The 17,896-nt window shown below is 64.3% G+C and carries 18 protein-coding genes; 5 read left to right on the top strand and 13 right to left on the bottom strand.

The genetic code is table 11. The annotated features are described in order from the left end of the window. Positions 1-963, top strand: a 963-nt coding sequence (locus ACRCSW_RS13085; protein ID WP_438705716.1) for a peptidoglycan DD-metalloendopeptidase family protein, incomplete at its 5' end; no start/stop codon positions are given. A gap of 67 nt (positions 964-1,030) precedes the next feature. Here the strand turns inward: ACRCSW_RS13085 and ACRCSW_RS13080 are convergent. Genes ACRCSW_RS13080 through ACRCSW_RS13060 form a run of 5 tightly spaced genes read right to left on the bottom strand, consistent with a single transcriptional unit; the run spans position 1,031 to position 4,909 of the window. After that, a complete protein-coding gene (locus ACRCSW_RS13080; protein WP_438705714.1) occupies positions 1,031-2,305 on the bottom strand; it encodes a hemolysin family protein in 1,275 nt (424 codons plus the stop codon). A gap of 52 nt (positions 2,306-2,357) precedes the next feature. Beyond that, a complete protein-coding gene (locus ACRCSW_RS13075) occupies positions 2,358-3,200 on the bottom strand; it encodes an ATP-binding protein (protein ID WP_438705712.1) in 843 nt (280 codons plus the stop codon). After that, the gene (tatC, locus tag ACRCSW_RS13070) at positions 3,197-4,102 is read right to left on the bottom strand and encodes a twin-arginine translocase subunit TatC (protein WP_438705711.1); all 906 of its coding nucleotides are present in this window, start codon (positions 4,100-4,102) and stop codon (positions 3,197-3,199) included. The genes ACRCSW_RS13075 and tatC overlap by 4 nt, the downstream gene beginning before the upstream one ends. Further along, positions 4,099-4,671, bottom strand: a complete 573-nt coding sequence (gene tatB, locus ACRCSW_RS13065) for a Sec-independent protein translocase protein TatB (protein WP_438705709.1) — start codon at positions 4,669-4,671, stop codon at positions 4,099-4,101. The genes tatC and tatB overlap by 4 nt, the downstream gene beginning before the upstream one ends. 25 nt (positions 4,672-4,696) lie before the next feature. Next, the gene (locus ACRCSW_RS13060) at positions 4,697-4,909 is read right to left on the bottom strand and encodes a twin-arginine translocase TatA/TatE family subunit (protein WP_438705707.1); all 213 of its coding nucleotides are present in this window, start codon (positions 4,907-4,909) and stop codon (positions 4,697-4,699) included. A 172-nt stretch (positions 4,910-5,081) separates the two neighbouring features. Here ACRCSW_RS13060 and ACRCSW_RS13055 point away from each other — a divergent pair, with 172 nt between their 5' ends. Further along, positions 5,082-5,435: a helix-turn-helix transcriptional regulator gene (locus ACRCSW_RS13055; RefSeq protein WP_438705705.1), complete on the top strand. Its 354-nt coding sequence runs from the start codon at positions 5,082-5,084 to the stop codon at positions 5,433-5,435. 15 nt (positions 5,436-5,450) lie between these two features. Here ACRCSW_RS13055 and ACRCSW_RS13050 read toward each other — a convergent pair whose 3' ends face one another. From ACRCSW_RS13050 to ACRCSW_RS13040, 3 genes are all read right to left on the bottom strand, one after another. After that, positions 5,451-6,533: an ABC transporter ATP-binding protein gene (locus ACRCSW_RS13050; protein ID WP_438705704.1), complete on the bottom strand. Its 1,083-nt coding sequence runs from the start codon at positions 6,531-6,533 to the stop codon at positions 5,451-5,453. Positions 6,534-6,590: 57 nt separating this feature from the next. Next, on the bottom strand, positions 6,591-7,367 hold the full coding sequence (locus ACRCSW_RS13045) for an SDR family oxidoreductase (protein WP_438705702.1): 777 nt from the start codon (positions 7,365-7,367) through the stop codon (positions 6,591-6,593). Between the two features lie 201 nt (positions 7,368-7,568). Continuing rightward, complete coding sequence (locus ACRCSW_RS13040) at positions 7,569-7,934, bottom strand: SnoaL-like domain-containing protein (RefSeq protein WP_438705700.1); 366 nt, start codon at positions 7,932-7,934, stop codon at positions 7,569-7,571. A gap of 107 nt (positions 7,935-8,041) precedes the next feature. Between ACRCSW_RS13040 and ACRCSW_RS13035 the strand changes: the two genes are divergently transcribed. Both ACRCSW_RS13035 and ACRCSW_RS13030 read left to right on the top strand, forming a co-directional pair. Further along, positions 8,042-9,637, top strand: a complete 1,596-nt coding sequence (locus ACRCSW_RS13035; protein WP_438705699.1) for a peptide chain release factor 3 — start codon at positions 8,042-8,044, stop codon at positions 9,635-9,637. A 200-nt stretch (positions 9,638-9,837) separates the two neighbouring features. Further along, positions 9,838-10,701: a hypothetical protein gene (locus ACRCSW_RS13030; protein WP_438705697.1), complete on the top strand. Its 864-nt coding sequence runs from the start codon at positions 9,838-9,840 to the stop codon at positions 10,699-10,701. Between the two features lie 131 nt (positions 10,702-10,832). Here ACRCSW_RS13030 and ACRCSW_RS13025 read toward each other — a convergent pair whose 3' ends face one another. Beyond that, a complete protein-coding gene (locus ACRCSW_RS13025) occupies positions 10,833-11,228 on the bottom strand; it encodes a hypothetical protein (protein WP_438705696.1) in 396 nt (131 codons plus the stop codon). A gap of 229 nt (positions 11,229-11,457) precedes the next feature. On the opposite strand from ACRCSW_RS13025, the gene ACRCSW_RS13020 reads away from it, so the two are divergent. Beyond that, a complete protein-coding gene (locus tag ACRCSW_RS13020; RefSeq protein WP_438705695.1) occupies positions 11,458-13,053 on the top strand; it encodes a DEAD/DEAH box helicase in 1,596 nt (531 codons plus the stop codon). 162 nt (positions 13,054-13,215) lie between these two features. On the opposite strand, the gene ACRCSW_RS13015 is transcribed toward ACRCSW_RS13020, so the two are convergent. The 4 genes from ACRCSW_RS13015 to ACRCSW_RS13000 all read right to left on the bottom strand — a co-directional run bounded on the left by ACRCSW_RS13015 (position 13,216) and on the right by ACRCSW_RS13000 (position 17,852). After that, on the bottom strand, positions 13,216-14,214 hold the full coding sequence (locus ACRCSW_RS13015) for a WD40 repeat domain-containing protein (protein ID WP_438705693.1): 999 nt from the start codon (positions 14,212-14,214) through the stop codon (positions 13,216-13,218). A gap of 39 nt (positions 14,215-14,253) precedes the next feature. Next, a complete protein-coding gene (locus tag ACRCSW_RS13010) occupies positions 14,254-15,297 on the bottom strand; it encodes a hypothetical protein (RefSeq protein WP_438705691.1) in 1,044 nt (347 codons plus the stop codon). A 108-nt stretch (positions 15,298-15,405) separates the two neighbouring features. Beyond that, positions 15,406-17,082 (bottom strand): ribonuclease J, encoded by a 1,677-nt coding sequence (locus ACRCSW_RS13005; RefSeq protein ID WP_438705689.1) that lies wholly within the window; start codon positions 17,080-17,082, stop codon positions 15,406-15,408. Continuing rightward, positions 17,079-17,852 carry a type III pantothenate kinase gene (locus ACRCSW_RS13000; protein WP_438705687.1) on the bottom strand — a complete coding sequence of 258 codons (774 nt, stop codon included), beginning with the start codon at positions 17,850-17,852 and terminating at the stop codon, positions 17,079-17,081. The genes ACRCSW_RS13005 and ACRCSW_RS13000 overlap by 4 nt, the downstream gene beginning before the upstream one ends. Positions 17,853-17,896 lie beyond the last annotated feature (44 nt).

Below are 17,896 nucleotides of genomic sequence, written 5' to 3'. Positions count from 1 at the left end.
TACCAGATGGCGACCGCCCGCCGGGGCGAGACAGTCGCGACCATGGCCGGGCGCTTGGGCATAAACGCCGGTGAGCTTGCCCAGAAGAACGCGCTGCGCCCGACCGATCCCTTGCGTGAAGGCGAAATGCTGATCCTGCCCGACCGGGTCGCCGCTGCGCCGCAACCGCCCGTCGTGGGTGGCAGTGGCGCGATCGACATCACCTCGATCGCGACGACCGCGCTTGATGAGGCCGGGCCGTCGGGCACCACCTCGCCGGCCGCGTCGAAGCCGGTGTCCGGCCAGCCGCTGACCCACCGGGTCGCAAGGGGCGAGACTGCCTTCACCATTGCGCGGGCCTACAACGTCTCGGCCAAGGCGCTGGCCGACTGGAACCAGCTTGGGGCCGACATGGCCGTGCGCGAAGGCCAGACGCTGATCATTCCGATCGCCACTGCAGCTGCGCCGGACCCGGAACCGGTGCCTACCCCCCCCGGCGCAGGCACGCCGACGCCCGAGCCGCCATCGGCGTCAAAACCGCTGCCCGACGAGAAGATCGAAGCCGCGGGCACGAAGCCCAAAGCGACACCGCCTTCGCCCGATCTGGGGTCCGAGACTTCCGCAGCCTCGGCCACGAAGATGACGATGCCGGTTTCGGGCAAGATCATCCGCGGCTATGACGCGAAGAAGAACCAGGGGATCGATATCGCCGCCGCCGCCGGAAGCCCGGTGAAGGCCGCGGATGCCGGGACCATCACCGTCATCTCGTCGGACACGAACGGCAAGGGGATCGTCATCATCCGCCATGCGGGCGATCTGCTGACGGTCTATGTCGGCGTGAGCGGGATGTCGGTGAAGAAGGGCGACAAGGTCAAACGCGGGCAGGAGATCGGGAAGGTAGCACCGGGTGATCCGGCCTTCGTGCATTTCGAGGTCCGCAATACCTCGAAGCAAAGCTTCGATCCGGTGGGATATCTGCAGTAGCAGATATCCCCGATTTTTCGCAGAAAAATCGTGGCTTGCGCTGCGCTGCGCGGGAGAGGCCCTCCTCTCAGTCCGGCAGCCGCGAGACCAGGACCTTGTCGATCCGCCGCCCGTCCAGGTCGATCACTTCAAAGCGGAAGCCTTCCGCCTTGAACGACGCCCCAAGCTCGGGGATATGGCCCAACTGGTGCAGGACAAGACCGGCGACCGTGTCATATTCCCCCGCCAGATCGCGTGGCAGGCCGAGGCGGTCACAGAACTCATCCACGGGCATCCAGCCGGCGACGAGATAGCTGCCGTCCTCACGTGTGACCATGGCCGGTTCGTCGCCATCATTTGCAGCCACCGCCCCGGTGATCGCCTCAAGCACGTCGCCGGTGGTGAGGATGCCTTCGAAATGGCCATATTCGTCATAGACCAGCACGAAGTGGTGCTCGGATTTCTGCAGGATTTCCAGCACATCCAGCGCTTCGGCCCGGTCCGACACCACCGGCACCTCGCGCAGAAGCGCCTTCAGGTCCAGCGTCTCGCGGCGCGAGACCGCCTGGAATGCGTCCGCCAGAAGCACGATCCCCACGACGTCGCCGTCCTTGTCGACAACCGGCATCCGCGGGCGCGCGACCTTGCGGATCGCCGCGACCGCCTCGGCCCCCGTTGCGTCGAGGGGCAGCATCTCGACCTCGTGCCGGGGCGTCATCAGCGCCCGCGCGGTCCGATCGCCAAGGCGCATGACGCCGGTGATCATCTCGCGTTCTTCGGTTTCAAGCACCCCGCCTTCATGCGCTTCGGCCAGAAGCACGTGGACCTCTTCCTCGGTCACCCGGTTCTGGCTCTCTCCGCGCTGGCCGATAAGCCAGAGGAGGACCCGGCCCGAGCGTTCAAGGAACCACACCAGTGGCGCACCGACGACCGACAGGAACGTCATCGCCGGGGCCATGCGGATCGCGATGCCCTCGGCGTTGCGGAGCGCCATCTGCTTCGGGACCAGTTCACCGACGATGAGGCTGACATAGGTGATCGCCACGACCACGCCGCCGACGCCCAGCGTCGTCGCCCAATCCGCGGCCACGCCTTGCGACACCAGCCAGAGTTCCAGCCGGTGGCCGAGCGTGGCACCGGACAGCGCACCAGAGAGGACCCCGACCGCAGTGATCCCGATCTGCACGGTCGAGAGGAACCGCCCCGGATGTTCGGCCAGCCTCAGCGCCATGCGCGCGCCCGCGCTTTTCGCCTCGAGCGGCTTCAGACGGGCCGGCCTTGCGCTGACGATGGCAAGCTCGGACATCGCGAGCACGCCGTTCAGCACGATCAGGGCCAGGATGACCAGGATTTCGGTGATCATGATCCTTCTCGCCTAAGGCGAGTTGCGGCGTCCTGCAAGCCCGGATCGCGGATCAGGTGCGGATGCGCACCCCTTCGCGGGCAGCAAGGTCACAGAAGAACTGCCAGGCGACCCGCCCCGAGCGCGCGCCGCGTGTCGCCTGCCACTCGATCGCCTCGGCCTGCAGCTGCTCCTCCGGCACCTTCAAGCCATGCGCAGCGCAATAGCCGCGGATCATCTGCAAGTAGTCGTCCTGGCTGCAGGGGTGGAACCCGAGCCAGAGGCCGAAACGGTCGGAAAGCGAAACCTTCTCCTCCACCGCCTCGCTGGGGCTGATCGCGGTCGACCGCTCATTCTCGATCATGTCGCGCGGCATCAGGTGGCGGCGATTGGAGGTGGCGTAGAAAAGCACGTTCTCGGGCCGCCCCTCGATGCCCCCGTCCAGCACAGCCTTCAGCGATTTGTAGTGCTGGTCGTCGTGGCTGAACGAGAGATCGTCGCAGAAGAGAAGAAACCGATGTGCCGCCGCCCGCAGATGCGACAGAAGCCGCTGGACCGAGGGCAGGTCCTCGCGCGAAAGCTCGACGATCTTGAGGTCATGCCCTTCCGCCCGGACCTGAGCATGGACAGCCTTGACCAGCGACGACTTCCCCATCCCCCGCGCGCCCCAAAGAAGCGCGTTGTTCGCGGGCAGGCCTTGCGCGAAATGCCGGGTGTTCTCCAGAAGCGTGTCGCGCGACCGGTTCACCCCCACCAGAAGCCCGATGTCGATGCGGGCGATGTCGGTCACCGGCTCCAGCCGATCGGGGCCGGTGTGCCAGGCAAAGGCCTCGGCCGCCGCGAAGTCGGGCGGTGGCATCGGTACGGGGGCCAGCCGCTCCAGCGCTGCGGCGATCCGCTCAAGCGGATCACTCACGCCTTCGGCTCCGGCGCGTCCTTGGCCGCGTCGTCCTCGTCGTCCCAAAGCCCTTCGGCCCGCAACTCGGCCTCGCGCCGCTTTTCCATCTGGCGGATCAGGAAGATCGACACCTCGTACAGGGGATAGATCGCCGCGAACAGCGTCAGCATGCTGACAAGGTCTGGCGGGGTCACGATGGCCGACACCAGAAGCATGATCACAATGGCATAGCGCCGCATGTTCGACAGCCCGGCCGAAGTGGCCAGCCCCGCCTTGCCCATCAGGGTCAGAAGCACCGGCATCTGGAAGCAAAGCCCGAAAGCCATGATCAGCTTCAGGCTGATGTCCAGGCTTTGGTCGACCTTGCCCTGAAAGACGATAGCGATGCCTTCGGACGACGTTGCGCCTGCAGCATTTTCGACAGGAAGGCCCTGCAGCTGCAAAAGCGCGGCCGAAACCATTGACGGCAAGTCGGCGAAGCCCAGAAAGAATGCCATCGCAAGCGGCGTGACGATGTATTGCGCAAAAGCCGCCCCGGCGAAGAACAGGACCGGCGAAGCGATGAGAAACGGCAGGAACGCCTGCTTTTCGCTGCGGTAGAGCCCGGGGGCCACAAAGCGCCACAGCTGGTACGCGATGACCGGGAACGACAGCGCCAGCCCCGCCACGACCGAGATGTGGAAGTAGGTGAACAGCAGTTCCTGTGGCGCGGTGTACTGCATCACCGGATTGGTGTTGCCGAGGTCGCGCATGGCCTCTTCGATCGGCTTCAGGAGATAGCCGAGGATCGATTTGGCAAAGGGAAAGGCCGCGATCATCGCCACGACGAAGGCGGCAATCGACCAGATCAGCCGGTTGCGCAGCTCGATCAGATGTTCGACCAGGGGGGCCGAGCTGTCCTCGATCTCGTCTTTCGTCATGCTTCGTCCCCGGCCGGGCCTTCGGGTTTCTTGCGCCGCCGACCCGGCTTCTTCGGTTCGGCCGCGGGGGTCGCGTCGGGCGGGCTGGAGATCGCGCGAAGCTTTGCCGAAGCCTCTTCCACCACCGCCTTGCGCTCCGCCTGTTTCTGATAAAGCGCCGCCGTGTTCGGCCCGACAGGCGCCGCGTGTTCAGCCACCGTGGCCTCAGCTGCCGCAGTAGCCGCCGCAACGGGTGGCATGGGCGGTGGGGTTAGCGGTGTCGCTGCAGGGGTCGACGGCCGGGCTGCGTTCTTGATGGGGTCCCACTTCTCGAACTTGTCCGCTGCCGAGCGCACGGCATCAAGCCCCATCGCCGAAGGCGAGGTCACCTTGCGCAGGTCGTCCGCCACGTCCTTGACGCCGGACTCTTTGGCGGCCTGTTCCATCGCGCGGCTGAACTCACGCCCCATGGCGCGGATCTTCGCCGTGAACCGGCCAAGCTCGCGGAACATGCCAGGCAAATCCTTCGGGCCGATGATGATCAGCGCGACGATGCCCACGACAAGAAGTTCGGACCAGCTCAGATCCATCCGTGCGTCCCCCGAAGGTCAGGCGTCAGGCCTTGTCCTTCTCGGCAGGCGTCACGTCCTTTGCAGCGTCGACCTTGGCATCCTCAAGCTCTTTGCTGCCGTCATTCACGCCTTTCTTGAAGGCGGTGATGCCTTTTCCGACTTCGCCCATCAGGCTGGACACTTTGCCCTTGCCGAACAGAACCAGGACCACGACCGCAATAAGCAGAAGGCCAGGCAGACCGATGTTGTTTAACATGGCATATTCTCCGAATCGCACCCCGTTTGGGGCCGGTGTTGCAGTTCTGGACCTGTATTAGGGCCACGAGGACAGCGCTTCCAAGGGCAAACGGGCTTGCGAAGGGCAGTCAACTGACAGTATTTTGTCAGTAAGTTGGGCAATTCCAACCAACCTGCCCGGCAAACGCCCCATGAAACGCGACGCCCGCCTTTACGACATCGTCCAGGCCTTGCGCGACGGTCGCCTGCATACCGCGGGGGAACTTGCGCGCGCGCTTGGCGTCTCGACCCGCACGATCTGGCGCGACATGGAGATGCTGGCGGCGACTGGCCTGCCGGTGACAGGAGAGCGCGGCCTTGGCTACATCCTCCGCTCTCCCCTGATGCTGCCGCCGACGATGCTGACCCCCGAGGAGCTGGAGGCGCTGGTCGAGGGTCTGCGGCACGTGGGGCAAGAGGGGAACCCGCGGGCAAAGGCCGCGAAGAGCCTGCTTTACAAGGTGGCTACCCTTCTGCCGCAGTCGGGGATCGAGGCCGAGGGCTGACCGCCAGGCCCGCCGTCAAACCCCGAAAACGAAGCACCGATCCCGCCGGATCATAAGCCAAAGCACTGTCCCGGGCTTCGGCATGAACACCCCGGGCACCGAGGCGGTCAGCTTCGCGCCCTCAAAATCCATCGCGAAATCGACCAGGCTTTCCCGCCCAAGATAGCGGCTGCGCAGAACCGTGCCGCGCGCGGGAACACCCTCTTCCGGTGTCGGGTTCGGGCCCCTGCCGCCCCGGTCAAAGTCGATCCGCAGATGCTGCGGGCGGATCACGATCTCGACCTCGGCGCCGTCCTTGTGCCCTGGCGTCAGGAAAGCGCCGAACGGCGTCTCGGTCAGAGCGCCTTTAGAAACGCCGCGGATCACGTTGATATCGCTGAAGAATGCCGCAGCTGCCCGGTCGACGGGCGCGTTATAGACGTTGTAGGGCGCGCCCTTCTGCACGATCCGTCCCGCCCGCATCAGCGCGATCTCGTCGGCCATCCGCATCGCTTCGTCCGGCTCATGCGTAACCAGAAGCACCGCCGTGCCCGCCTCTTTCAGAAGCTCCAGCGTGCGGTCGCGGATGCCGTCGCGAAGCCGGTTGTCGAGGCCCGAGAAGGGCTCGTCCATCAGCATCACCCGGGGCCTGGGCGCAAGCGCGCGGGCCAGCGCCACCCGCTGCTGCTCGCCCCCGGAAAGCTCATGCGGATGTTTCGCGCCGAAACCGGAAAGGTCCACCTTTTCAAGAAGCTCCCCGACGCGCTTCATCTTTTCGGCCTTGTCCGCCCGAAGCCCGAAGCCCACGTTCTCGGCCACTGTAAGATGCGGAAAAAGCGCGAAGTCCTGGAACATCAGACCGACCGAGCGCTGTTCCGGCGGGACATGCCCGCCAGGCCCGGCGACCTTTTGCCCGTCCAGCCAGACCTCGCCCGCATCGGCCCGATCGACACCCGCAATCATCCGCAAGGTCGTCGATTTTCCGCAGCCCGAAGGCCCCAGAAGGCAGGTCACCTGCCCCCCGGCAACCGCAAGCGAGACATCATCAACCACCTTACGCCCACGGAACACGCGGGAGAGATGCTTGACCTCAAGACGGATGGGAGGGGCGTCGGACATGAAACTCAAGCGAATTGCTCAGGTTTTCCCTAGCAGCCAGGCCCAGGCACGGCAAGCTTACAAGGTCGTGTTCGTGGCACCCCCGTCCAGAAGCACGTTCTGCCCGACGATGAACCCCGCATGCTGCGAACAAAGGAACGCACAGGCAGCACCAAATTCGGCTGGGGTTCCGTAGCGTCCAGCCGGGATGGTCGCCGCGCGTTCGGCGATTGCGTCCTCCATGCTGATCCCGCGCGCCTTGACCACTGCGCCGTCCAGCGCGATCGCGCGATCCGTCGCATGAATTCCGGGCAGCAAGTTGTTGATCGTGACACCTTTTCCGGCCACCTGCCGCGACGTTCCGGCGACAAAGCCGGTCAGCCCGGCGCGGGCTGAGTTAGAGAGGCCCAGGACCGGCACGGGGGCCTTGACCGAGACAGAGGTGATGTTCACCACCCGCCCCCACCCCTTGGCCATCATGCCTGGCAGCACGGCCTGCATCAGCGCGATGGGCGTCAGCATGTTGGCGTCAAGCGCCTTGATGAAGTCCTCACGTCCCCAGTCCGACCACATGCCCGGCGGCGGCCCGCCTGCGTTGGTGACCAGAATGTCGAACGGCCCATGTGCCAGAACCGCCGCACGGCCCGCCTCGGTCGTGATGTCGCCCGCAACGGCAACGACATTCACCTGGAACCGCACCCGGATGTCCGCGGCCGCAGCCTCCAAAGCCTCGGCGCCACGCGCATTCATCACCAGATCGCAGCCCGCCTCGGCCAGCGCCTCAGCACAGCCCCGGCCAAGCCCCTTGGACGAGGCACAAACCAGCGCTCGTTTCCCCCTGATCCCCAGATCCATCCGCGATCCTCCCCCTTGTCGCCGGAAAACCTAAAGCGGCAAGCTGCGAAGGTCCACAACGGCTTTCTCTTCTTCAAATATCCTCTGGGGGTTTGGGGGGCGAAGCGCCCCCAATGCCCGAGCCGGTTGCGCGCAAGCGCAGAGGCGAGACAAAGAATCTCCGCGCGCAAGCGCTCAATTTGAAAACCGCCGGTCGCGGGATCAGGTCGCGTAGAAAAACTCCTCGCGCGCGATCTTGCCGTCTTTCACATGATAGACGGCTACCTCCCGTTCCTTGCGGCGCTCGCCGGTTTCGTTGTTCTCGGTATCCATCCCGAAGATCACCGCAAAGCTCTCTTCTCCATGGTTGAAAGGCCCCTCGACGGTCAGCTCGTGGACCTTGAACGCGCCTTCCCACCAGTCATGCTTGCCATGAATCCCAGCCACGCCATGCGTCTCGCGCCCGTCGCCCATGTCCGCCGCCTCGACCGAAACGGCGTCAGGCGCATAGAGCTTGTCAAGGTTCGCCCGTTCGCGCCCTTCGCGGCAGCCGGCCACCAGTTCATTCGCAATCTCGGAAAGTGTCATGGCATCCTCCAATGTTCTATTAATGTTCTCATCCTGCCCGGCCGTTCCGAGTCGCGCAAGCCCCGCTTGCCGTTGCGGCCAAAGCGCCCTCAGCCTATAGGGCGCACATGACAAATCGTGCCACGCTCCCACCCGAAATCGCCCGCCGCCGGACCTTTGCGATCATCTCGCACCCCGACGCCGGGAAAACGACGCTGACCGAGAAGTTTCTCCTCTTCGGCGGCGCGATCCAGATGGCCGGTCAAGTGCGGGCCAAGGGCGACGCGCGGCGGACGCGGTCGGACTTCATGAAGCTGGAGCAGGAGCGGGGGATTTCGGTTTCCGCCTCGGCGATGTCGTTCGATTTCCGGCAGTACCGGTTCAACCTGGTCGACACGCCCGGCCACAGCGATTTCTCGGAGGACACCTACCGCACGCTCACCGCGGTCGATGCCGCGATCATGGTGATCGACGGGGCCAAGGGGGTGGAAAGCCAGACGCGGAAGCTCTTCGAGGTCTGCCGTCTGCGCGACCTGCCGATCCTGACCTTCTGCAACAAGATGGACCGCGAAAGCCGCGACACGTTCGAGATCATCGACGAAATCCAGGAGAACCTGGCGATCGACGTGACCCCGGCGAGCTGGCCGATCGGGATGGGCCGCGATTTCGTGGGGGCCTACGACCTCCTCCACGACCGGCTGGAGATCATGGACCGCGCGGACCGGAACCGGGTGGCGGAGTCGATCCAGATCTCCGGGGTGGACGACCCGAAGCTGGCCGAGCACATCCCGGCGGAGCTCTTGAAGAAGTTCCGCGAGGAACTGGAGATGGCGCGGGAGCTGCTTCCGGCCTTCGACCGCAAGGCCTTCCTCAACGGCTCGATGACGCCGATCTGGTTCGGCTCGGCAATCAACTCCTTCGGCGTCAAAGAGCTTATGGACGGGATCGGCGAGTATGGCCCCGAACCCGAGCCGCAAAAGGCCGCCGAACGGCAGATCGAACCGGGCGAGACCCCGGTGACCGGCTTTGTCTTCAAGGTCCAGGCCAACATGGACCCCAAGCACCGCGACCGGGTGGCGTTTGTGCGGCTGGCATCGGGGCATTTCGAGCGGGGCATGAAGCTGCACCACGTGCGGTCGAAAAAGCCGATGTCGATCACCAATCCCGTGCTGTTCCTTGCCGCTGACCGCGAACTGGCGGAGGAGGCCTGGGCGGGCGACATCATCGGCATTCCGAACCATGGCCAGCTTCGGATCGGGGACGCGCTGACCGAAGGTGAGTCCTTGCGGTTCACGGGCATCCCGAGCTTCGCGCCGGAGCTTCTGCAGACGATCCGGGCCACCGATCCGATGAAGGCCAAGCATCTGGAAAAGGCGCTGACCCAGTTTGCTGAGGAGGGGGCCGCCAAGGTCTTCAAGCCAATGATCGGGTCGGGCTATATCGTTGGCGTCGTGGGGGCCCTGCAGTTCGATGTGCTGGCCTCCCGGATCGAGCAGGAATACTCGCTGCCCGTCCGGTTCGAGGGGTCGAACTTCACCTCGGCCCGCTGGATGTCCGGCGACAAGGCCGAGATCGAGAAGCTCGTGAACGTCAACAAGGGCCATATCGCGCATGATAGTGACGGGGACCTCGTGTTCCTCACGCGCCTCCAGTGGGACATCGACCGGGTGGTCAGGGATTATCCGGGGGTGAAGCTGACGGCGACCAAGGAGATGATGGTTTGAGGGGCAAGGGCGCGTGTCCCACGGTGGGACAGTTGCTAGAGCGCATACAAATCAAAGGCTTAAAGGGCCGTTTACGCTTTGGAAAGCAAGTTCGGGTTGCTTGACCCCGTGAGGCGCTGCGCCTAGCCTTTGCCTGACATCGAGGCGGCGCGGGCCGCGGTTCGACCAAGGGGCGGGCGCTTGCGACCTGAAAGACTGCCATGAACACACGGCCCGAAGGCGAACCGACCCCGGAGCCCGGCGAGGAGCATCCCGACGATCCGATCGAGACCTATCCCGATGCGCCCCGTAGCCTCATAGCGCTCTGGATGCGGCGCAGGCGGCGGCTGATGATTGCGGCGAGAGACAGCTTTCCCCCTGCCGACCTGGACCTCAAGACGCTCCTCAAGACGCGCATTCCGCAGGACGTGCCACCGCTTGAGGGACCGCAGACCCTGCACGCCCGCAAGCTTCACGCGATGCGCGTCGAGCTGCGGGGCAGGCCCGAGCTTGCTGCCGTCAATGCCATCCTGATCGCCCATCTGCGCAAGCGGCTTTTCCCGGCCCACACCCCTGCCCTCTTCCGCCGGATCTGGACCGAGACCGGCAAGACCCTGATGCACGAGCTGCCGGGGCGTTGGCTCATTTCGTCAGCCATCACCTTTGGCGACCACGGCGAGACCGAGGCGCAGCGGCGGATCGGGCTTTCGATCAACGTCCTCTTTTCGCTGATGAAGCTTTACGAGTTCGAGCGGCTGCATTCCGGTGTCGACCCAGCCACCCCGTTTCCCACGCGCAACGTCCGGGGCAAGCGCTTGCCGCTCGGCATGCCGCACTTCAACCTTGGCAGCGGGGGGCTCGACATCAACCTTCTCGCGCAGGTCTGGAACGAGGCCCGCAAGGATACGGTGGTCGGCCCGCTGGCCTGCCACCTTCTGCAGCAACTGAACGAAGACCCCGGCAACCTTTTCCGGCGCATCGCCACGATGCGGGCGGGCGTGCAGTTTGACCGGATGGACCGGGTGCTCGACGCCGAAATGCCGGGGTTCCTGCCCGACGAGGATGATGGAGACGGGCCGACTTAGCGCGAGGTCAAACTTCCATATCGATGACGCCCGGGGCATCCTCCTCGTGCACTTCGTGTACTCGTCGGAGGTGTCCCAGCGAGGAGTACACGAAGTGCACGAGGAGCGGTTCCATGCGAGCCGATCGTGGCCTAGTCCCCGACCGCACGCCAGCCATGGTCGGGCGCCGCTTTCGCGAAGGTTACGCGGCGGGTTGCCGACGGATGGGTCGCGCAGCCGATGGAGGCAATCGTGACCACATGCTCCCCTTCCGGGAAGCCGCGGCCCATGCGGACGACGGCAAGCTCTCCCGGGGCAAGGGGCGGGGTGTGGCCAAGGAAGACCGCGCCCGGCCCCTCGATGCGGAAGCGGACATGGTGGCACCCGGCGTCGGGCGCCGCGATCAACAGGCCGTAGCTCCGCGTATCCGAGATCGAGGTGAAGCTGACCGATGTGGGGCAGCGATCATTGCGGCAGGCATCATCATCGGCATGGGCGGCAATGGGCAGGCTCATGGCGAGCCCGGCAAGCAGCAATAGCTTTATCATTTTGAACCTGAGAATGCTGAAATTGAAAAAGTCTGTATGAAGACGGTAGCTCGAAGAGCGCAATCGCAGCGCAAGTTGCAGCTTCAATCGATCTCTGGCCCGCGGCCTTGACCATTCCGGCAATTTGAGCTATGCGCGGCTCGCGGCCAAACGGGGCCGAGACGCCGGGGCGCCCGGAAACTTGCGTCCCAACATTCATGCGGTCCGATACCGCATTCATAGGACGCAAATGACCAAATTTTCCGACCTCGCGCTGGACCCGCGCGTGCTGCAAGCCGTTTCAGAAGCCGGCTACGAGACCCCAACACCCATCCAGGCGCAGGCCATCCCCGAGGCCTTGAAGGGCCGCGACGTTCTGGGGATCGCCCAGACCGGCACCGGAAAGACCGCCAGCTTCACGCTGCCGATGATCACCCTTCTCGGCCAGGGCCGTGCCCGTGCCCGGATGCCGCGCAGCCTTGTGCTGGCGCCGACACGGGAACTCGCCGCCCAGGTGGCCGAGAACTTCGACATCTATGCCAAGCATACCAAGCTTACGAAGGCTTTGCTGATCGGCGGGGTTGCCTTCGGCGAGCAGGACAAGCTGATCGACCGGGGTGTCGATGTGCTGATCGCGACGCCGGGCCGCCTTCTCGACCATTTCGAGCGTGGCAAGCTTCTGCTGACGGGCGTCCAGATCATGGTGGTCGATGAGGCCGACCGGATGCTCGACATGGGGTTCATCCCGGATATCGAGCGCATCTTCCAGCTGACCCCCTTCACCCGCCAGACGATGTTCTACAGCGCCACGATGGCGCCGGAGATCGAGCGGATCACCAACACCTTCCTGACCAATCCGGCCAAGATCGAAGTGGCGCGGCAGGCGACGGCCTCGACCACGATCACCCAAAGCCTGATCGAGGTGAAGCCGGTGCGGAAGGACCGGAGCTTCGGCGACAAGCGGGCCGTGCTGCGGGCGCTGATCAAGGCCGAGGGCGAGGCCTGCACCAACGCAATCATCTTCTGTAACCGGAAGATGGATGTGGATGTGGTGGCGAAGTCGCTGAAATCGCACGGCTTCAACGCGGCACCGATCCATGGCGATCTGGATCAGTCGGTCCGGACCAAGACTCTGGACGGGTTCCGGGATGGCACTTTGCACCTGCTTGTCGCCTCCGACGTGGCAGCGCGGGGGCTGGACATTCCGGCGGTGAGCCATGTGTTCAACTTCGATGTCCCCTCGCACCCCGAGGATTACGTTCACCGCATCGGCCGCACGGGCCGTGCCGGGCGGACGGGCAAGGCCATCACCATCTCGGTGCCGTCGGATGCCAAGTACCTGGCGGTGATCGAGAGCCTGATCAAGTCGGAAATCCCGCGCGGGCCCCTGCCCGAGGGCTTTGTGCCGGACGAAAGCGAAGGCCGGCCCGACCGTCCGCGCGAAGAGCGGGGCGGCAAGGGGCGGGAACGCGGCCGCGGGCGCGACCGGGACCGCGCGCCGAAACCGCATGACGAGAGCGCGCCGATGGAGCCTTTGGTGGCCGCTCCCAAACCGGTCGAGGCTGCTGCCGTCACGGAAGAGCGGCGTGAGCCGCGCGCCGACCGCCGCCGCGAGGATCGCGGGGACCGTCGGGAAGACCGGCGCGAACCCCGCGAAGAGCGCCGGGACGAGCGTCGTGAGCCGCGCGACGACCGCCGCGACTATCGCCGCGACCGCGACCTTGGGCCTGCGGTGATCGGCATGGGCGACCATGTGCCGGACTTCATCCTGCGCAGCTTCGCGATCAAACCGGCCAAGGCTGAAGAGACCGAAGAACCGGCACTGGCGAACGGAACCGACGGCTGAACTGCAAGGGCCCGGCTTTCAGAGGTTGATCCAATGTGCACGGTGCACACTGGATCAACCCTATGTTTTCCAATGTGTTACAAGGTCGCGTCAAGACTTTGCTTACACTCGCCGGTCCCGTCCGCGGAGGGGATGGGCGTTTCCGGCCCCGGAGGGGTATCTTCAGCGTTTGAAGACCTCCAGCCGCAGATCGTCGGTGATCAAACCGAAATAGGCTGAATCGCGCGACCAGGCGGTTAGGACATAACGGCGGTTCGCGTAGAAGCTGCGCTTAAGCTCTTTCGTCTTCCCATCCCAGACGCCGACGGCGGACATCCGGCGGAAGACGGAAGGGGTAAAGAACCGCTGGCCACGGTTTTCGCCATAGGCCAGCCAGACCTCCAGAAGACCGACGCTGTCCGGGGCGAAAGACACCCTTACCTGTGCATCAAAGAGATTGAGTGGAGAATTCAGATCAGGCGGTTCGATGCGCGTGCCGTCAGATGCGGTCGATCGGAACGTGCCGTTGAATGCAGCAAGGAGCGGGAAGGTATACTCGTTATCTTCGACAAGTGACGAGGCGGTGCCGCTTGCGATGTCAAAAAGCTCGCTGCCGCATTGGAGTTTTGTGTTGTCGGGGCTGAAAGCCAGCATCGCCTGACAATGGAAACGTTGCGGCTCGCCGCCTTCTGTCTTTTTCAACGTCTTGATGACGCTTCCATCTGCCACCCTGTAGATAGCCAGCGTGCCATCACGCCCCGTGCGGTAACTGGCGGCGGCTAAGGTTGCATCAGGCGACAGGGCCGCCTCTTCAAAGAAGGCACCGTTGATTTCGTTATAGAGCAACTGAAGCAAAGCACCGGTCTTCGCATCAAAGACCGCGAGAGTACTGCGCTGACCGGCCTCCGGTTTATCCATCATGCTGACAAGCGCGGTTTTTCCGCCAGGGGAAAGATCGAATGTGAACAAATTTGCCCACGCCGCGGAGGGATCGTGGCCAAGGGCCTCAACGTCCAGCATTACGCTCGACACGCAACCGCTGGTGCGATCCAGCGCGCCGCAGGGCCACATCGCGGCGCGGATGAACCAGACGACCGCGAAGACGGCGGTGAGGGCAAGAATCAAGCGCCACCGATGTTTCCGGGCAAGGCTGTCAGCACTTTCGGTCGCGACATCGTTCATTTATCGGTCCCTATCATTCCATCGCGCCACACGCTGAAATCATCGCTTGAACACCTCAAGCCGCAGATCGTCAGTCACGAACCCGAAATACGCCGAGTCTCGCGACCAGGCCGTTCGGATATAGAGCCGGTTGGAATAGAAGCTGCGCTGAAGCTCTTTTGCCTTTCCATCCCAGATCTCGACTGCAGACATCTGACGGAAGATCGAAGGAATGTAGAACCGCTTGCCGCTGTTTTTGTCGTGAGGGATCTGAACTCCCAGAAGTCCCACGCTGTCAGGGGCAAAATAGTACAGATCGAGCATCCCGTTGAAGTTGAGAGCAAACGACTGCTTGTCCTGCTTTGAAAGGAATTCCGTGCCATCAGGCGCAATCGGCTGCATGAGAGATTCATCTGCGAACACAGGATAGATAACACTATCGTCGCTGCGCCTGACAGAAGAGGCATTACCGGTTGCAATATCAAACACCTTGTATCCGCACTGGATTTTTGTGCCGTCGGCGCTGAAGTCCAGCATGGCGTTGCAATGCGCCGCGCGATACTCGTAATCATCCTTATCCCTGGTGATCGTCTTCAGGACACGTCCATCTGCGGTGTCGTAAATGATCAGTTCGGACACAAGTTCATCGCCCTGAACCGTGTCGGTTATCGCTGCGGCAAGAGAACCGTCCGGAGACAGCGCGGCTTCTTGGGTCAGACGATACTCCCCGGAGCTTTGATAGTCGGAAGTGTCGTGCAGAACCCGCAGTACGGCGCCGGTAGCCGTGTCGTAGAGCGCAAGTACACTGCGCGGTTCGGCGCCGTTGGCCTTGTCCCAGATACCGACAAGCGCGGTATCACCGCTGGGGGAAAGATCAAAAGCCCACCAGTCGGCCTCTGCCGTATCGGGATCCAGGCCCGCGGCGGCGACATCAAGCCTGACGCCGGACACACAGCCGCTGGTGCGATCCAGCGCGCCGCAGGGCCACATCTCGGCGCGGATGAACCAGATGGCGGCAACGATAGCGATGAGCCCAAGCAGTGCCGCAAGCCATCGCTTACGAGCCCGCCGGGGCGGCATGTCGGATTGCGGGACGCTGGTCAACTGCGGCCTCCGATCTGTCGTTGACAGGTCGGGCACAGCTAAGCCGACCTTGGCATGAGCCGGAAGTGGGGAATTCCGTCAGGCTGAAAGCCGCACGGTCGCCTGCGCTTACTCGGCAACCAGGCGGCTGATCACCACCGTGACTTCGGGCTTCTTGCCGATCTCTTCCATCGCGACCTGGCGGACGACTTTGCGGATTTCCTCTTCCAGCTTCTCGTCATCGGCCATCACCTTGCGGCCAAGTCGCCCGATCACCTCATCAAGGTCGGCCTCCATCGTCTCGGCCAGCGGACGCTCGCCCCGGCCCATCGGGGGCAGGCCCATGAGTTCGACCCAGGGCTCGCCCATCGGCGTTTCGCTTTCGTCGAGGATCACGGTGACGGTCACGAGGCCGTTCAGCGCCAGGCGGATCCGGTCGCGGACCACGCCGTCCAGCGCGCCGATGGTGGCGGTGCCGTCGAGGTAGAGGCGGCCGGTCTCGACATACTCCGCGACCTCGGGCACGTCGCCGGTCAGGTCGAGCATCGTGCCGTTCGGGGCCACGGCGGCGGCGATCCCGGCTTCGGTCGCGATGCGGACGTGTTCGCGGAGGTGCCGGTGTTCGCCATGCATCGGGATCAGCATGTCGGGCAGGATCAGGCGGTGGACGTGTTCGAGGTCCGGGCGGTTCGCGTGGCCCGAGACATGGTACTTGCCGCCCTGGTCGTCGATGACATTGACGCCCTGTTCGGAGAGCGCGTTCCAGATGCGCAGGACGTCGCGTTCGTTGCCGGGGATGGTCTTGGAGGAGAAGAGGAACGTGTCGCCGTCCTTCATCTCGATCCCGAGGTACTTGCCGCGGGAAAGCTGGGCGCTTGCCGCGCGGCGTTCGCCCTGGCTACCGGTGACGAGGAGCATGAGGTTGCGGCGGGGGACTTCCAGAGCTTCCTCCGGGGTCACGGTCTTCGGGAAGCCGGAGAGGACGGCGGCCTCCTCCGAGGCCGAGAGCATGCGCTTCATCGACCGGCCGAGGACGCAGATCGTCCGGTCGGCGGCACGGCCGGCTTCGGCCAGCGTCTTCAGGCGCGCGACGTTGGACCCGAAGGTGGTGGCCACGACCATGCCGGTGGCGGACTTGATCAGCTCGGTCAGGGGTTCGGCAAGGGTTGCCTCGGACCGGCCCTCATGCGTCGAGAAGACGTTGGTGCTGTCACAGGTCATCACCTTGACGGGGCGTTCGGCGACGATCTCGGCCATGCGGGCGTCGTCCCAGCCTTCGCCGACGACCGGCGTGTGGTCGATCTTGAAGTCGGCGGAATGGAAGATGCGGCCTGCGGGGGTGTCGATCACCAGGGCGGAGCTTTCGGGGATCGAATGTGAGACGGGGATGAACTGGACCTTGAAGGGGCCGACCTCGACTGTCGCGGGGCGGGCCTCGACGGTGACGATCTGGTCGAGCGGGAGGCCCGCTTCCTCGAACTTCAGGCGTCCGATCGTGGCGGTGAAGCGGCGGGCGTAGACCTTCTTCTCAAGCTTCGTCCACAGGGGCGCGAGGGCACCGATGTGGTCCTCGTGCGCGTGGGTGATGAAGATCGCCTCCAGCCGGTCGAGCTTGTCGTAAAGCCAGCTGATGTCGGGCATGATCAGATCGACGCCGGGCGAGGTGTCCATGTCGGGGAAGGTGACCCCCAGATCGACAAGGATCAGCCGTTCCTTGCCCTTCGGCCCGTAGCCGAAGACATAGGAGTTCATGCCGATCTCGCCGGCGCCGCCGAGGGGAAGATAGATCAGGCGGTTCGCGCTCATGGTTTATCCTTGTTGTAGGCGTTGATCAGGACGAGGCCATGCATGGTCAGATCATCCTCGACCGTTTGAAAGAGCTCGGTTCCTTGCGCGAAAAGGGAGGCGAGCCCCCCGGTCGCGATCACTTTCATCGGCCTTTCGCGCTCGCGCCGGACCTCGCGCACGATGCCTTCGATAAGGCCGATATAGCCCCAATACACGCCCGACTGCATGCAGGCCACCGTATTCGTGCCGATGGCTTTCGCAGGTTTCGCGACGTCGATATGCGGCAGGGCGGCGGCGGCCATGTGGAGCGCTTCGAGGCTGAGGTTCACGCCGGGAGCGATCACGCCGCCGACATAGGCACCGTCGAGGTCGACGACGTCGAAAGTGGTGGCGGTGCCGAAATCGACGATGATCAGGTCGCCGCCGTGTCGGTCGTGGCCCGCGACGGTGTTGACCAGGCGGTCGGGCCCTACTGTCGTGCCCTGATCGACGCGCGGGGCGACCGGGAGCCTGCAATCGGGTTTGCCCACGACCAGCGGGCGGCAGCCGAAGTAGCGGTCGCAGAGGACGCGGAGGTTGAAGACCACGCGGGGGACGGTGGAGGAGATGATGGCTTCGGTGACCTTGGCCTCGGTCTTGGTCAGGGTCATCAGGCTGGAGAGCCAGACGAAGTATTCGTCCGCGGTCCGCGTGTGGTCGGTCGCGATGCGCCAGGTGGCGAGGAAGCGGGTGCCGTCCCAGACGGAAAAGACGGTATTGGTGTTGCCGCAGTCGATGGCGAGAAGCATGGGCGACCCCTTAGTGGTTCCAGCGCCACGATTTTTCGGCGAAA

It is taken from the genome of Tabrizicola sp., assembly GCF_051645465.1.
Classification (GTDB): domain Bacteria; phylum Pseudomonadota; class Alphaproteobacteria; order Rhodobacterales; family Rhodobacteraceae; genus Tabrizicola.
Note: the sequence above shows the minus strand (reverse complement) of the source record. Positions and strands in the feature narration are given on the sequence as shown.

Coding starts and splice junctions, on each gene's coding strand:
- ACRCSW_RS13080 (WP_438705714.1), bottom strand. CDS start 2,305: ATGATCACCGAAATCCTGGTCATCCTGGCCCTGATCGTGCTGAACGGC.
- tatC (WP_438705711.1), bottom strand. CDS start 4,102: ATGACGAAAGACGAGATCGAGGACAGCTCGGCCCCCCTGGTCGAACAT.
- tatB (WP_438705709.1), bottom strand. CDS start 4,671: ATGGATCTGAGCTGGTCCGAACTTCTTGTCGTGGGCATCGTCGCGCTG.
- ACRCSW_RS13060 (WP_438705707.1), bottom strand. CDS start 4,909: ATGTTAAACAACATCGGTCTGCCTGGCCTTCTGCTTATTGCGGTCGTG.
- ACRCSW_RS13055 (WP_438705705.1), top strand. CDS start 5,082: ATGAAACGCGACGCCCGCCTTTACGACATCGTCCAGGCCTTGCGCGAC.
- ACRCSW_RS13050 (WP_438705704.1), bottom strand. CDS start 6,533: ATGTCCGACGCCCCTCCCATCCGTCTTGAGGTCAAGCATCTCTCCCGC.
- ACRCSW_RS13045 (WP_438705702.1), bottom strand. CDS start 7,367: ATGGATCTGGGGATCAGGGGGAAACGAGCGCTGGTTTGTGCCTCGTCC.
- ACRCSW_RS13040 (WP_438705700.1), bottom strand. CDS start 7,934: ATGACACTTTCCGAGATTGCGAATGAACTGGTGGCCGGCTGCCGCGAA.
- ACRCSW_RS13035 (WP_438705699.1), top strand. CDS start 8,042: ATGACAAATCGTGCCACGCTCCCACCCGAAATCGCCCGCCGCCGGACC.
- ACRCSW_RS13030 (WP_438705697.1), top strand. CDS start 9,838: ATGAACACACGGCCCGAAGGCGAACCGACCCCGGAGCCCGGCGAGGAG.
- ACRCSW_RS13025 (WP_438705696.1), bottom strand. CDS start 11,228: ATGATAAAGCTATTGCTGCTTGCCGGGCTCGCCATGAGCCTGCCCATT.
- ACRCSW_RS13020 (WP_438705695.1), top strand. CDS start 11,458: ATGACCAAATTTTCCGACCTCGCGCTGGACCCGCGCGTGCTGCAAGCC.
- ACRCSW_RS13015 (WP_438705693.1), bottom strand. CDS start 14,214: ATGAACGATGTCGCGACCGAAAGTGCTGACAGCCTTGCCCGGAAACAT.
- ACRCSW_RS13005 (WP_438705689.1), bottom strand. CDS start 17,082: ATGAGCGCGAACCGCCTGATCTATCTTCCCCTCGGCGGCGCCGGCGAG.
- ACRCSW_RS13000 (WP_438705687.1), bottom strand. CDS start 17,852: ATGCTTCTCGCCATCGACTGCGGCAACACCAATACCGTCTTTTCCGTC.